Here is a 14,808-nt window from a genome sequence, read left to right on the forward strand (position 1 = left end):
GCCGCCCCGCAATTAAAATTTCCTCAACCGCCGAAGTTTTGGGCGACTGTGATAGAATTACGCGGGTTAATATGGATCGCGCGTCACGGCAAGTGCGGCATTTTCATCCCTTGCGCCCCAATCGATGCCGGATTAAGGCATAGCCACCCAACACGTATCTATTGTGACAGGTTTTCCCCATGACCGCTTCCGCCATCACCCCCGTGCCGATCAGCCTTTATGCCGAGGATATCGACGCCTTTGCCCAAAGTCTGGGGGCGTCGTTTGAGCGTTATGGTTTTGCGGTGCTGTCGGGCCTGTTCGATAAGGACGGTGCGGGGCTGGATAAAACTCTGGTCGATGCGGCACTTGATGACACCAAGGCGTTTTTCGCCCTGCCGGCTGAAACCAAAATGCAATATAAGGTCGGCGTCGGCGGGCAACGCGGTTACACCCCGTTTGGCATTGAGACGGCTAAGGGCGCCAGCCACCACGACCTTAAGGAATTCTGGCACACTGGTCGCGACCTGCCCGATGGCCACCCTTACCGCGACTATATGCTAGAGAACGTCTGGCCCGGCGAAGTCAGCGGCTTTCGCGACCATGTGTCGGAGCTTTATACCGCGCTCGATTTCCTCGGCAAACGGGTGCTGAAAGCCATTGCCATCTATCTGAAACTCGATCCGGAATTTTTTACCCCCACCGTGCGCGAAGGCAATTCGGTCTTACGTTTGCTGCATTATCCGCCGGTGACGTCTGAGGGGATGAGCGTGCGCGCCGGTGCCCACGGCGATATCAATGTCATTACCCTGCTGATGGGGGCCGAAGAGCCCGGTTTGCAACTTCAGGATCGTGATGGGACATGGCTGCCGATCACCCCGCCGGAGGGCTGCATCGTCATCAATATCGGCGATATGCTGTCGCGCCTGACCAATGGCATGTTGCCGTCGACCATCCACCGTGTCGTCAATCCTGCCGAAGGGCGTAAGGATTTCTCACGCTATTCGACGCCGTTTTTCCTGCATTTCGAGCCGCCCTATGTGATCGAGACGCTCACAAACTGCATCAGCGCAGACCGGCCCAACCAGTTCCCCGACCCCATCACTGCCGAAGATTTCCTCCAGCAACGTCTCCGCGAAATTAAGCTGACCTAGTCCCCCTCCGTCTCGTCGCTTACGCGCCGATCCACCTCCCCATGCCTGCGGCATAGGGAGGAGATTTTTTACACTTCTAAAGTACACTGAGCGTCAGCGAGGGACTTTAGAGGTGAGGCCCTATGCTTCCCACCCGCATTTCTGGCCCTTGTTCTGCTGGATCAGCCAGGTGTTGAGCGGCGCAAAATATTCCGTCACCGCCGAGGCATCGGTCTGGCGCGTGCCGGTAAAGGCTTCGAGCGCGTCCGGCCACGGCTTTGACTGACCCATTTCCATCATCTTATTGAACTTTTCGCCGACGGCCTTTTCCCCGTAGATCGAGCAGCGGTAAAGCGGGCCTTTGAAGCCAATCTGATCGCAGGCGGCTTTCTGGAACTGGAACTGGTAAACATGGGCCAGGAAATAACGCGTATAGGGCACGGACGCCGCCACATGGTACTTTGAGCCCGGATCGAAGGCCGCGACCGGACGTGCGCCCGGAGGCGTTAAGCCCTGATATTTTTTGACCAGCGCCCACCAGCGGTCATTATACTGCGCCGGTGTGATCTGCCCGGAATAGACTTCCCAGCGCCAGCGATCGACCAGCAGACCAAACGGCATGAAGGCGATCTTCTGCATCGCCATTTTCAGCAGATACGGAATATCTTCGCCGGTTTGCGGCGGCACCTTATCCAGCAGACCAATCTGGTTGAGATAGGTTGGGGTGACCGACGACAGACCTACGAAATCACCGATCGCTTCATGGAAACCGTCATTGGCACCGTTTTTAAACAGGAACGGCTGGTTCTTATAGGCGCGCTGATAGTAGTTGTGACCCAGTTCGTGGTGGACCGTATAGAGGTCTTCGCCATTGACGAGGGTACACATCTTTATGCGGATATCGTCGGCATTATCGAGGTCCCAGGCCGAGGCGTGGCAAACCACTTCGCGGTCTTTCGGGCGCACGATCATTGAGCGCTCCCAGAAGGTCTGCGGCAGAGGTGCTAAGCCCAGCGAAGTATAGAAACCCTCACCGGTCTTGACCATCTTCACTTCGTCGTATTTCTTGGCCTTCAGCAGGGCATCAAGGTTATAGGCCGGCTTATAATTGCCGGTCTTAGGAGCGGCGATATCATAGATATTGGCCCAGTCCTGCGCCCACATATTTCCCAGAAGATCCGCGCGGATTGGCCCGTTTTTCGGTTGAACCGCATCGCCGTATTTCTCATTCAGCTTAGTGCGGACATAACAATGCAGGTTCTCATAGAACGGCTCAACCTGCGCCCACAGACGGTCGGTTTCGGCGGCAAAGGCGTCAGGTTCCATGTCATAGCCCGACCGCCACATCGCCCCGGCATCCGAAAAGCCTAAGCCCTTGGCGCCTTCGTTCGACAGCTCGATCAGCTTGGTATAGTCGGCCTTCATGGCCGGAGAGACGGTGCGCCAGCCTTCAAACATGGCGCGCAACTCGGCGGGGTTACGCGATCTGGCCATCACTTCTGAGGCGTCATTGAGCGTATAGGTTTTAGTGTTATAGCTGAATTTGCCGGTCGAATAGACCGAGTCCAGCTTGGTTGACAGCTTGGCCAGTTCATCGGCAGCCCCCGGACGATCGGCGGCAGGCAGGGACAGGGCCAGTTTAAGCAGTTTCAGTTTTCGCGCCGTGACCGGGTCGACATCAACGCCATCATATTTGGCGGCTTCCATCGCAAAGGTGACGGTTTGCTCGGTAAATTCGCCGTTGACCTTGGACTCCAGCCACATGCTGTCGAAATTGATGTAGGTCGCTCGCAGCCACTGCACACGCGCGGCATATTCGCTCATTTCCGACAATTTTGTCTCAGCCGCATCGACAAAAGCCTTGGCCTCAGCCGGTGTGGGTTTCGTCGCCATAACGGGCGCTTCGGGGGCCGTGGCCATCGGTGGCGCGGTGGGCTCTACCGATGAGGTGGTGGCGCAGCCGCTTAAGATAGCGACCATAGCGGCGGACAGCATCAAACGCTTGATGATCATGAAACCCTCTCCCTGAAACAGAACCGGCACAGGGAAAGGCATTTGGGCTTAATCGTCAACCCAATAGTTGCGCGGGATATTAGCTATTAACTAATTCAGGCACGCCATGTCGCCGGTCGCCTTAATGGATGAGGCATTGGCGCGGATACGGCCGGAGCGTTTGGCAACATATTTACCGGGCCTGGCTGCCTTCCACTTGCGCGGGCTGGGCAGGATAGCCGCCAGACGTGAGGCTTCGGCGCGGGTCAGATCAGACGCGCTTTTTTTGAACCAGTACCGCGACGCCGACTCGGCCCCATAAACCCCAGGGCCCCATTCCACACTGTTGAGATAGACTTCCATGATCCGCTTTTTCGGCCACAAAGTCTCAATCAGGACGGTATAATAGACCTCAGCCCCTTTGCGCACCCACGACCGCGCGGGCCACAGGAAGACGTTCTTGGCGGTTTGCTGGGATATGGTCGACGCCCCGCGCTTACGCTTGGTATGGCGGGCATTATATTTCTGGGCTTTTTCGATGGCTTCAAAATCAAAGCCGTCATGGCTGCAAAAGCGGGCGTCTTCGGCCCCAATCACCGCGGTTTGCAGGTGCGGGCTGATGTTTTTCATCGACACCCAGCGGTGATCATAGCCTTCGCCTTCAAACAGACGCTGCACCATCAAGAACGTCACAGGCACCGGCACAAAGCGGTGGATCAGCACCGAGGCCACGCTGAACACAAAAAACCCCAGTACCAGCCCTAACAAAACCCGTCCCCACTTGACGGATTTAAGCTTTGCGAAAAACTCCGACATCAAACGCCCCGTAACCTGCTACGTGATCACCTTATACGATTTTGGTAAATAATTGGAACGTCAATCAACGGTCGATTCAAACAACCACACATGGCCGTCTTCGTTGCCAAACAGGATGCGGGCCGCATCCCCTGATACCGCCAATGCGGAAATGGGTGAGCCTTTTTCGCGCTGGATGTATTCAATACCCGTCGATTGCAGCTCAGCCACCCAGACCCGGCCGTCATCAAGCCCCGCCGCCAGCACTGTATCCTCGGGCGCACCGGCCACGACCGTGACCATAGACGACTCATCGGCATTTATCTCAGACGCCTCTTCGCCCATCGGCCCATTGGCCTTAAGGAACGGCCAAACCACCGCGCCATTGGCCCCGGAGGTGGCCAAAAGCTTGCCCTTAGCAAAGAAATCAATCGACTTAATCTTGGTCGGATAGCCACCCATGCGCATGTCCTTGGAATCGGACAACCGCCAGCCGTGCAGCGCATTTTCCTGCATCGAGGTAACCACAAACTTGCCATCGGGGGAGATGGCAATGCCGGTATGCGAGCCTGCCCATTTCAGAAGTTGCGGCTTTTGCGGATGGATGCGCGAAAACCAGACATAGGCGCCGTTATAGGACGCGCAGTATAACTTACGGCCCTTTGGGTCGAACACTAACCCTGAGACGCTGTTGGGGTGATCGAAAACCTTGGGTTCGCCTTTTTTGGCCAGGTCGTAGATATAGACCTTTTTGCCGGAGGCCGCCGCCAAAAGCATAGCTTCGGCATTAACGGCAACGGAATCGAACCACGCGCCCTTGATGTTCAAAAGCTCAATCGGCTGAGAGTCCTTAGTCGTCCAGACCACGCGCCCGTCATCGCCGCCGGTGACCATGCCAACGCCGGTCGGGTGCACCACGGCGCACAAAATCCCGGCATTGGGGTGGGCATCAAAGCTCATGTCGACATCGACAAACACCACCCGCCCATCGGACAGGGCGACAATCGCTTCATCGGCGGCATCAAACAGGGCGCTGACGACATAGGCACCGTAGTTGTTTTGAACAGCAAAGGTCATTTTTTTATATTCCTCCTCCCCGGCGTGCGGGGGAGGTGTTGTCGTAAGCCTGAGACAACGGAGGGGGCAACACCGTCCTCAGCATTGCCCCCTCCGTCTTTTTGCTAAAGCAAAAATCCACCTCCCCCGCAAGCAGGGGCGGATAATATGCTGACTTTAAACCTTGATACAGGCTTCAAAACCGGCGCGCAGAGCGGCGTCATCAAGATGGCGACCGATAAATACCGCGCGCGAGAAGCGGTTTTCGCTGTCTTTCCACGGCGCTTGCAGTTCACCTTCCAGGATCATGTGGACCGCCTGAAACACCAGACGCTTGTCTTCGCCGGCCACATCGATAATGCCCTTGGCGCGCAGAATATCCGCCCCCTTGGTGGCCAGAAGCTGATCGATCCATTTCGTAAACCGCACACCGTCCAGGGGCTTGTCCGACGACAGAGATACCGAGCGGATTTCATTATCGTGGATCGGATTAATGTGCCCATGTCCATGAGAGTGCCCGTGATCGTGGTGGTGATGGTCATGACCGCAATGTTCATCATGGACATGGCCCGCGTCACCGTGGGCCGGATTATGGTCATGCCCGTGTGAATGATCGTGATCATGGCCGCAGTCATCGGCACAGTCCGGGCCGTGGTCGTCATGATTAGCGATGCCGTCCATCTTCGACAGATCAAAGCGGTGCTGGTTCAGCAGGCTTTTGATATCCACGCCTGAGCGCTCAGCCCGCAGAATGGTCGCCAGCGGGTTCAGGCCACGGATGCGGGCCTCGACTTCATTCAACTCCTCCGGCGTGACCAGATCGGTCTTGTTGAGGATGACCTGATCGGCAAAAGCGATCTGTTCCTTAACCACCCGGTCAGCCTCCAGCGCCGATTTAAAGTGCTTGGCATCAACCAGTGCCGTCACACTATCCAGATAGGTTCTGGCCTTGACGTCTTCATCGACAAAGAAGGTCTGCGCCACTGGCCCCGGATCGGCCAGACCTGTGGTCTCAACGATAATGGCGTCAAACTGGCCTTTACGGCGCATCAGCCCTTGCAGGATGCGGATCAGGTCGCCGCGCACGGTGCAGCAGACGCAGCCGTTATTCATCTCGAACACTTCTTCGTCGGCACCGACGATAAGGTCGTTATCGATGCCGATTTCGCCAAACTCATTGACGATGACCGCATATTTCTGACCGTGATTTTCCGACAGAATACGGTTGAGCAGCGTCGTCTTGCCCGCCCCCAGATAGCCGGTCAGAACCGTCACGGGGGTCTTAAGGGATGCGGATGCAGTATCGGCCATAAATGCGCCTTCACAGTAATATAGAGGACAGAAGTTGGTGTTTAAGTATGCCTTTTAAGCCTGAAATCAAGCGGCAAACGCTGTGCTTATCGTGCCTTGCGATATTTTTTGGTCATACCCCGGCCAATAATGCAGATTTGCGGCGGCTTTGCGATTGACTCAACAATAATCGTCTGTATAAGTCCGCCCCTCACGCCGGGCAGGCTTTATTCGTCTGTCGGGTTACCCGTTTATGGCGCGGGCTTGAAGTCACCTAATTCGGTTAATTTCAGGGTCTGCGCATTAGTCTATATAGATAAGAGGCGCTTGACCATGTACGCGGTCATTAAAACTGGCGGTAAGCAATACCGCGTTTCAGCCGGCGACCTTCTGGTCGTTGAGAAGCTTGAAGGCGAAGCGGGCGAGCAAGTCCGTTTTGAAGAAATCCTGATGATCGGCGACGAAGCCGGTGCTGTGGTCGGCGCTCCGCTGGTTGATGGCGCTGCCGTCGTTGGCACCCTGGTCGAAACCCGTAAGGGCGACAAGGTTAAGATCTTCAAGAAAACCCGTCGTCAGGGCTATCGCCGTACCCGCGGCCATCGCCAGCATGAAACCGTGATCCGCGTCACCGGCATCGATGGTGCAGGTAAGTCCGGCACATGGGATGGCACGGTATCGCTGACCACTAAGGCCGAGCTTAATGCCCGCGCCCGTAACCTCGCTCCGCGTGATGTTGCTGCTGCTGTCGAGACACCTTCGGTTGCTGACGTGGCTGTGGCTGAAAAGCCCGCAAAAAAGGCTCCGGCCAAAAAGAAAGCCGACGCTTCGGACACCGAAGCTTAAGCGACAACCATTTTATTAGGAGGCCACTGTGGCTCACAAAAAATCTGGCGGTTCGTCGCGTAACGGCCGCGATTCAGAATCGAAGCGCCTAGGCGTTAAGAAGTACGGCTCTGAAAACGTCCTTTCCGGCAACATCATTGTCCGTCAACGCGGCACCAAGTTCTTCGCGGGTGAAAATGTCGGCATGGGCCGCGATCACACCCTTTTCGCCACGGCTCACGGCCAGGTGAAGTTCACAACCAAGCGCGATAACCGCTGTTATGTGTCGATCATTCCGGCCGCAATTGCTGCCGAATAAGCCGATCTAAGACATGTTTCAGATCGCGCTTAACCCTTAAGCCCGATCTGAACTAAAGCGATAAGCGGGGAGTTCGGGTCATACCGGCTCCCCTTTTTCTTTGCCCCGCATGTTATTTTGTCGCGCATTTATATCTGAAAACCGCACACACTTTTCAGAATGCGCTTTAGGGACACACTCCGATGATATCGAAAGATTTCGGGGGCAGAGATTTAAGTTTAACGCCCCCCAGATTACACACGCCGCCCACAGCGACACGGATTGAAACCGACCGCTTGGTGTTAAGCCCGCTGACCTTTTCGGATGTCACGGCGTTGACGCAGGTTTTTGCGTCGGCTGAAACGGCGCGCATGACCCATGACATCCCGCACCCGTTCGCGTTAGAGGATGCGTTTGGCTTCTTAAGCATGGCCATGACCCAACATTCGCGCCGCTTCCCCAAGTGGGGCATCCGATTGGGAGACAGGCTTATCGGTGTGATCCTGTTTTCCGAAACCGTAGGCCAGGACAGCTTTGGCCCGCAAATGAGCCTGTTTATTGCCCACCCATACCAGAACCACGGTTATGGGACTGAGGCCGTGACAGCCGCACTTGGCTGGCTGCGCACACATGGCGGTGCAAAAATCGTTCATGCGGCGCACTTTGCCGATAATACGGCGTCGGCTCAGGTTCTGATCCGGTCAGGCTTTCTCTATACCGGGCGGCGCACGCAGGAAACCTCCCTGATGCGTCATGGCCCGCACACCGCCCTGCACCTGATCAAAATCCTCTAAAGTATAAGGGGTTCGCCCCTTATACTCACAGAGACTATTTGATATTTTTTCCCTTTTAGTTCACATACCCCTCATGAAGTTCCTCGATCAGTGCAAAATTTTTATCCGTTCCGGTAACGGAGGCGCGGGTTCCGTGTCTTTCCGCCGTGAAAAGTTCATTCCGAATGGTGGCCCCGACGGCGGCGACGGCGGTAAGGGCGGCGACGTGTGGATCGAAGCGGTCGAGGGCTTGAACACCCTGATCGACTATCGCTATCAGCAGCACTTCAAGGCCAAGACCGGCACCCACGGCATGGGCCGCCAGATGCACGGCGCCAATGCCGAAGACATCATCATGAAAGTCCCGGTCGGCACACAAATCTTCGAAGAAGATCAGGAAACCCTGATCGTCGACCTCGATACGGCCGGTCAAACCTATATGCTGGCTAAGGGCGGCAATGGTGGCTGGGGCAATACCCGCTTCAAAGGCCCGGTCAATCAGGCCCCGACCTTTGCCCTGCCCGGTCAGGACGGCGAAGAACGCTGGATCTGGCTGCGCCTGAAACTGATCGCCGATGCGGGTTTGTTAGGATTACCAAACGCCGGTAAATCGACCTTCGTGGCGGCGTCTTCTGCGGCCAAGCCTAAGATCGCTGACTATCCGTTTACGACGCTGACGCCCAATCTGGGGGTGGTCGATCTGGGGCCGGAGCAGCGCTTTGTGATCGCCGATATTCCGGGCCTGATCGAAGGCGCGTCAGATGGCGCGGGTCTGGGCACGCGTTTTCTGGGCCACGTTGAGCGCACCAAGGTGCTGATCCATCTGGTGGACGGCACGCAGGAAGACCCGATCGGCGCCTATAAGATCATCCGCAAAGAGCTTAAAAAATACGATCCGGATCTGGCCCTGCGTCCTGAGATTTTGGCGATCAATAAGGTCGACGCCATGGATGCCGACGCCCGCAAAGAGCTGGCCAAGGCCCTGAAAAAAGCCGCCAAAAAGACGCCTCATCTGATTTCCGGCGTGACCGGTGAAGGTGTACGCGAACTGCTGTTTGTCGCATTCGGTATCATCAGCGGTAAGTCAACGGTGACTGAGGACAGCGACGATACGCCGGAAGCCGCCCCTTACACCCCGTGGGACAACTAAATCAGATATCATGTGGTTCGCCGGTCCCGCCCCTCTTTATCATTCTGTGCGGCCCGGCGCGCTGCGTACCGGCCTGCATCTGGAGCGCGGCATGACCATCGGGCTGTTCGGAGGCTCGTTTAATCCGGCCCACGAAGGCCACGCCCATGTCGCCAATACCGCGCGCATTGCTCTGGGGTTGGATAAGATCATCTGGCTGGTGTCGCCGCAGAACCCCTTGAAATCAAATCATGAAACCGCACCTCTGTCCGAACGCATAGATGCCATTCGCCCGTTTATCGGGCCGCGCGACATAATATCTGATTTTGAAACCCGCATTAAGGCGAACTATACGCTTGATACCCTGCGCGCCCTCAAAGCCCGTTATCCCGGCGTCAGGTTCGTGTGGATCATGGGCGGCGACAGTCTGGCCTCTTTTCATCGCTGGCGCGGCTGGACGCAGATCGCCCATATGATCCCGATGGCCATAGTGTCGCGTCCGGGTGCCTTGATGAACAGCCGTTTCTCACCTACCGCGCGCCGTTTTGCCCATGCCCGCCACCCGCAAACGGCGGCCAAAACCCTTGCCCGTCAAAAGGTTCCGGCCTGGACCTATCTAACCGGCCCGCTCCATACCGCTTCATCGACCGCCCTGCGTAATATGCGCCGTAAGGCAGTCACATAGAGGTGGTCGCTCTTTCGTATCCATCAAATGATACCATTTGATGGGAAAACGCTCTAAAATTACCCACAGCCCTAACCAACGCGGATGACCTTGGCGATTTAATGTGCTAAGGTCTGCGCACTATCTGTAATCTAAGGAACCATGACACTGTCTCGTCAACCGGCCGAAACGGCCCCGTCCACCCTCGCTGATACCGGCGACTCTGCCATTGATCTCAGTAGCCTGTCCCCGGCGGACGGCGAAGATCTGGCGCTTGAAACCCTCATCCTCAACCGTCTGGATGACGATAAGGCACAGGATATCGTCTGCATCGACCTGCGCGGCAAATCGTCCATGGCCGATACCCTGATCATCGCGTCGGGTCGTTCGCATCGTCACGTCGGCGCTCTGGCTGACCATGTGCTGCGCGCGCTTAAGGACTCCGGACACGGTAAGGCCAAGATAGAAGGCCTGCCGGCGTGCGACTGGGTATTGATCGATGTCGGTGATGTGGTCGTGCACCTGTTCCGTCCGGAAGTGCGCGCCTTTTACAACATTGAGAAAATCTGGTCGGTTTCCGCGACCGGCACCGGCCATACGGTTTCGACCAACTAAGGTTACCCGCCCGTATGAAACTTATACTGGCGGCAGTCGGACGCTTAGGTTCGACGCCGGAAAACACCCTGACCCGTGACTACCTTCAGCGCGCCTCCAATACGGGGCGCGCTTTAGGTTTGGGGCCTGCTGAACTGCTCGAAATCGAGACTAAGAAAACCAATAAGGCCCCCACTAAGAGTCAGGAAGCCGAAGCCATTCTGGCCGCACTGGGGGAAGGGGTGGCCCTTGTCACCTGCGACGAACGCGGAGAGCTTTTGACCTCGCGCCAGATCGCCACCCGCATCGATAAGTTCAAGGATCGCGGTGAGCGCAAGATGGCGTTTGTGATTGGCGGCGCCGATGGCCTTGATCCGGAACTGGTCAAGGCCTCAGCCTTTTCGCTGGCCTTTGGGCCTCAGACCTGGCCGCACGCTTTGGTCCGTCTTATGCTGGCCGAACAGATGTACCGCGCCACCACGATTCTGGCTGGAAGCCCTTATCACCGCGACTAATCTTGACACCCGCCTCAGTTGTATACAGTATAATAATACAGATAAGGGGCCGTCATGACATTAAAATGGTGCGCGCTAGTGGTGGCGTTGTGGATGGCAGCGGGAGCTGCGCCCGCACAGGACAAACCTGATAATCCCGAAAACGTCACAACCGTGACAGTGACTGCCAACCTGCCGCCAGATCGGATATCCAAGCCCCTGACGACCATCCTGGTTACAGAACCCGCCAATTTACGGGCACTGGCGGACGCGTCTGGATATGACGGCAAATCCGCCGCAAACTTTCTGTTCGTCGTCGAAAAACAGACGACCATCATGGGCAAACCCGGCGGCGGCACGGCCATAGATACCGGCGACTGGCCCGACACTGTTTATCTGGCATTGGCCATCAACGGCAAGGTCTACGGCGGCGGCGGCAATGGTGGCGACGGCGGACCCAGCGCTAAATCGGGCACCAAGGGTGGTGACGCCATCTATGTGCGCGCGTCCATTCTTATTGTAATCGCCGAAACCGGCACCGTCGAAGGCGGCGGCGGTGGAGGGGGCGGTGCCGAAGCGAACAACAGTCTCAACGCTCCGGGGGGCGGAGGGGGCGGTGGTGGCTTTCCCAACGGCCTTTATGGCCTCGGCGGAGGCAGTGCCGATAATGGCCGCTCAGGCACACTCCACAGCCCTGGCCGCGGTGGCAATAATTACTCAGTAACAAACTGGTACTGGAGCGGGGGCATCATACCTCCGCCGGCGTCAGGTAGGGCAAGCAGTATGTTAACCCCCATTCCCGGTGGAAACGGCGGCAATGCGGGCCGTGACGGCGAACCGGGCACAGGCGACCGTGGTCGCGGCGGGGGTGCGGGCGGCTATGCGGTTCGCGCCAACAATATTCCGGTCGAACTGATCCTGTCGGGCCGCATCAGAGGCGAAATCGGCTGACCTGAAATCGGCTAACCTATTGAGAAGCGCCTCAAACCGGTTTACCCATAGATGATGCGCAAACCACCCCGTCAGCTTAAACCCGCAAGCGTTGCGGCTTTGGTCGTTACGGGGCTATTGTGCCTGACCGGGCCGGTGACCAGCCAGTCCAAACCGCCCTTATCGAAACAGGCGCAGGCCGAACTTGACGCCATCGATGCCCGCCTGACCGCCGCTGAGCGTACGACCGACACGCGCCGCGCCTCGGCCCGTCAGATTGCCTCCGAGATCGAAAAACTGCGCGAACAGATCGTCGCTATTTCCCGCCAGCAGGGCGCTTCCGAAAAACGCAGCGCCATCTACCGCGCCAAGCTTGAGACCCTCAATCAGATGGAGGCCGACCTGACCCGCCGGTTAGGGGCGGTACGGGCCAAGCAGTCGCGGCTGTTGTCGGCTCTGCAACTCTATTCGCGCAATCCGCCGCCGGCAATTTTCGTGTCCTCACGCCGCGCCAATGACGCCGTGGTCGCCGCCATCATCATGAAGGAAATCACACCTGAGCTGAAACTACGCGCCGCCAAACTGTCCGAGCAGAACAAAACCCTGATCAATGTCAGGCGGGCCGCCGCCCTGCAATCAGAAGCCCTGTTCGTGTCTGAGAGCGACGTGTCAGAACAGCAGGCTAAAATCGAGGCGCTGATCGCGGAAAAATACGATCTGGAAGACCAGCTTTTGCGCGAAGCCGATGCGGCGGAACGTCAGGCCCTGTTGCTGAAAAGCCAGTCCGACCGCCTGCGCGGTAATCTGCCGCTCAAGGGCCTGTTGGGGGCAACAAAAGATACCCGCCTCAAAGCTCCGCTGCTCGGGCGCAAGGTCGGTGACTTTGGTGTGGACGGCAGTCGCGGCCTGACGCTGGAATCGGCACCCGGCGCGCAGGTAACGGCCCCTGGTGGCGGCACGGTCGAATATGCCGGGCCACTCGATACCTATGGGCAGGTCGTGATCGTGCGCACCGGCGCGGATGAGCGGATCGTCCTGACCGGGCTAGGGCGGGTCTATGTCGATGCCGGACAGACCGTGATCGCCGGGGAACCGGTCGGGCGCATGCCCAATTTGTCGTCAAAAAAGACCGAACTTTATCTGGAGCTGCGCCGGGGTGAGACACCGGTAAACCCCAATGCGCGCTTTGATCTGGCGGCATCTTGAGCGTTAACCGCCTGTTTGCCTCTGTTACGCCATAGTTGCATGTCTGGATAATTTTACGGTCACCCGCCTCGCCCCCTTGTAAATTATGGCAAGGCTCGTAACCTATGATGTTAGGCCAGTTGCGGCATATCTTTGTTTGGACAGCGTTTATGAAGAAGTTTTTGACGGGTGGCGTTGCGGCACTGGCCTTGGGGGTTGGGGCTATGGCCTATGCCAACCAGCCGGTATTCTCGCCAAAATCCGACACCTATGAGATGCTGGAGTTGTTTGGCGACGTGCTCGCCCTCGTTCAGCAGAACTATGTGGTCGAAACCGACGACAAAAAACTGATCGAAGCCGCCCTTGAGGGCATGCTGTCGTCGCTCGATCCCCATTCGAATTACCTGCCCGCCGAAGATTTTACCGATCTTAAAGAAAAAACCCGCGGCTCCTACGGGGGTCTTGGCCTTGAGGTTCAGTCCGAAGACGGCGCCGTTAAGGTCGTGACGCCGATGGACGACACACCCGCCAGCAAGGCCGGGATCATGTCCGGTGACTATATCACCGCCATCAACGGCACCTCGATCCTGGGGCAGCGGCTCAATGACGCCGTTTCCCAGATGAAGGGCGAGCCCAAGACCGACATCACCATCACTATCGTCCGCGAAGGCCGCGATGAGCCGTTTGACGTCACCCTGACGCGTGAGATCATCAACGTCAAATCGGTCAAGGCGCGCATGGAGGGGGATTTCGGTTACCTGCGCATTTCGTCATTCAACGAAAACACCGCCAAGGAAGCCCGCGACGCCCTGACCGAGCTTAAGGCCAAGCATAAGCTCAAAGGCCTCGTCCTCGACCTGCGCAACAATCCGGGTGGCCTGCTCGATCAGTCCGTGGGCGTAGCCGACATGTTCCTTGAAGGCGGCGAAGTCGTCTCCCAACGCGGGCGCGACACGTCTGACATCGTGCGTTATCACGCCAAAAAGGGCGACATGATGAAGGGTCTGCCCATCGTCGTGCTGACCAATCCGGGCTCGGCCTCGGCGGCAGAAATCGTTGCCGGTGCCTTGCAGGATCAAAAGCGCGCCTCGATCGTCGGTCTTACGACCTTTGGTAAGGGCTCGGTTCAGAGCGTGATGGATCTGGGCGAAGGCCGCGCCGTCAAACTGACTATCGCCCGCTATTTCACCCCATCAGGCCGTTCGATCCAGAAAACCGGCATTGAGCCGGATCTTGAGGTCGCCCAATCCCAGGAGCAGGCTAAGATCATCGCCTCTTCGGCTTTCCAGTATTCCGAAGCCGCCTATAAAAACGCGCTCGATGCTGACGAGGGCAAGGCCCGCCGTGAGAAGCATGAGGTTTCGGAAGTACCGCCAGAGGATTATGATACCAAGGCCGGTGATTTCCAACTGGCACGCGCCCTGGATGTTCTGGGCTATAACGGTGATGTCAAAATGGCCGCGGCCCACCCACGCGGTAAGGCCTATGCCGCTGCCGCAGACGCCAAGCCCGGTTCGCGTTTTGAGAAGAAGATGCAGGCCAAGGCCGCCGCTGCCAAAGATCCGGTGAAAACCACGCCTGCCGCCCCAGCCAAGCCACCGGAAACACCCTCTGAACCGGCGAAACCGGCCGCACCGAAACCCTGACAAATTTAACTTTCGTTAGTCTTTGTTA

At 57.4% G+C, this 14,808-nt stretch carries 15 protein-coding genes; 11 read left to right on the forward strand and 4 right to left on the reverse strand.

Translation table 11 applies throughout. The annotated features are described in order from the left end of the window. Positions 1-179 precede the first annotated feature (179 nt). The gene (locus tag IE102_RS02200) at positions 180-1,133 is read left to right on the forward strand and encodes an isopenicillin N synthase family dioxygenase (protein ID WP_189484737.1); all 954 of its coding nucleotides are present in this window, start codon (positions 180-182) and stop codon (positions 1,131-1,133) included. Positions 1,134-1,253: 120 nt separating this feature from the next. Here IE102_RS02200 and IE102_RS02205 read toward each other — a convergent pair whose 3' ends face one another. The 4 genes from IE102_RS02205 to IE102_RS02220 form a co-directional block, all read right to left on the reverse strand. Continuing rightward, positions 1,254-3,125, reverse strand: coding sequence for a M2 family metallopeptidase (locus IE102_RS02205; protein WP_229807526.1), 1,872 nt, complete (start codon positions 3,123-3,125; stop codon positions 1,254-1,256). Between the two features lie 90 nt (positions 3,126-3,215). Next, complete coding sequence (gene mtgA / locus IE102_RS02210; protein WP_189484738.1) at positions 3,216-3,920, reverse strand: monofunctional biosynthetic peptidoglycan transglycosylase; 705 nt, start codon at positions 3,918-3,920, stop codon at positions 3,216-3,218. Between the two features lie 60 nt (positions 3,921-3,980). Continuing rightward, the gene (locus tag IE102_RS02215; RefSeq protein ID WP_189484739.1) at positions 3,981-4,976 is read right to left on the reverse strand and encodes a WD40 repeat domain-containing protein; all 996 of its coding nucleotides are present in this window, start codon (positions 4,974-4,976) and stop codon (positions 3,981-3,983) included. A 156-nt stretch (positions 4,977-5,132) separates the two neighbouring features. Continuing rightward, entirely contained in the window at positions 5,133-6,266 is a 1,134-nt protein-coding gene (locus IE102_RS02220) for a CobW family GTP-binding protein (protein WP_189484740.1), read from the reverse strand. Positions 6,267-6,578: 312 nt separating this feature from the next. On the opposite strand from IE102_RS02220, the gene rplU reads away from it, so the two are divergent. The 10 genes from rplU (at position 6,579) to IE102_RS02270 (ending at position 14,780) form a co-directional block, all read left to right on the forward strand. Further along, positions 6,579-7,088: a 50S ribosomal protein L21 gene (gene rplU / locus IE102_RS02225; protein ID WP_189484741.1), complete on the forward strand. Its 510-nt coding sequence runs from the start codon at positions 6,579-6,581 to the stop codon at positions 7,086-7,088. A 28-nt stretch (positions 7,089-7,116) separates the two neighbouring features. Beyond that, positions 7,117-7,386, forward strand: coding sequence for a 50S ribosomal protein L27 (gene rpmA, locus IE102_RS02230; RefSeq protein WP_189484742.1), 270 nt, complete (start codon positions 7,117-7,119; stop codon positions 7,384-7,386). 278 nt (positions 7,387-7,664) lie between these two features. After that, positions 7,665-8,159: a GNAT family N-acetyltransferase gene (locus tag IE102_RS02235; RefSeq protein ID WP_229807639.1), complete on the forward strand. Its 495-nt coding sequence runs from the start codon at positions 7,665-7,667 to the stop codon at positions 8,157-8,159. Between the two features lie 73 nt (positions 8,160-8,232). Continuing rightward, entirely contained in the window at positions 8,233-9,288 is a 1,056-nt protein-coding gene (gene obgE / locus IE102_RS02240) for a GTPase ObgE (RefSeq protein WP_189484744.1), read from the forward strand. Between the two features lie 10 nt (positions 9,289-9,298). Continuing rightward, complete coding sequence (locus IE102_RS02245; RefSeq protein ID WP_189484745.1) at positions 9,299-9,952, forward strand: nicotinate-nucleotide adenylyltransferase; 654 nt, start codon at positions 9,299-9,301, stop codon at positions 9,950-9,952. Between the two features lie 141 nt (positions 9,953-10,093). Further along, positions 10,094-10,546: a ribosome silencing factor gene (rsfS, locus tag IE102_RS02250; RefSeq protein WP_373295577.1), complete on the forward strand. Its 453-nt coding sequence runs from the start codon at positions 10,094-10,096 to the stop codon at positions 10,544-10,546. A gap of 14 nt (positions 10,547-10,560) precedes the next feature. Then, positions 10,561-11,040: a 23S rRNA (pseudouridine(1915)-N(3))-methyltransferase RlmH gene (gene rlmH, locus IE102_RS02255; RefSeq protein WP_189484746.1), complete on the forward strand. Its 480-nt coding sequence runs from the start codon at positions 10,561-10,563 to the stop codon at positions 11,038-11,040. 54 nt (positions 11,041-11,094) lie between these two features. Further along, complete coding sequence (locus IE102_RS02260; protein ID WP_189484747.1) at positions 11,095-11,970, forward strand: hypothetical protein; 876 nt, start codon at positions 11,095-11,097, stop codon at positions 11,968-11,970. A 51-nt stretch (positions 11,971-12,021) separates the two neighbouring features. Beyond that, the gene (locus IE102_RS02265; RefSeq protein ID WP_229807527.1) at positions 12,022-13,155 is read left to right on the forward strand and encodes a murein hydrolase activator EnvC family protein; all 1,134 of its coding nucleotides are present in this window, start codon (positions 12,022-12,024) and stop codon (positions 13,153-13,155) included. A gap of 149 nt (positions 13,156-13,304) precedes the next feature. Then, positions 13,305-14,780, forward strand: a complete 1,476-nt coding sequence (locus IE102_RS02270; RefSeq protein WP_189484748.1) for a S41 family peptidase — start codon at positions 13,305-13,307, stop codon at positions 14,778-14,780. Positions 14,781-14,808 lie beyond the last annotated feature (28 nt).

The sequence above is a fragment of the Asticcacaulis endophyticus genome (genome assembly GCF_014652575.1).
In the GTDB taxonomy this organism is placed as follows: Bacteria; Pseudomonadota; Alphaproteobacteria; order Caulobacterales; family Caulobacteraceae; genus Asticcacaulis; species Asticcacaulis endophyticus.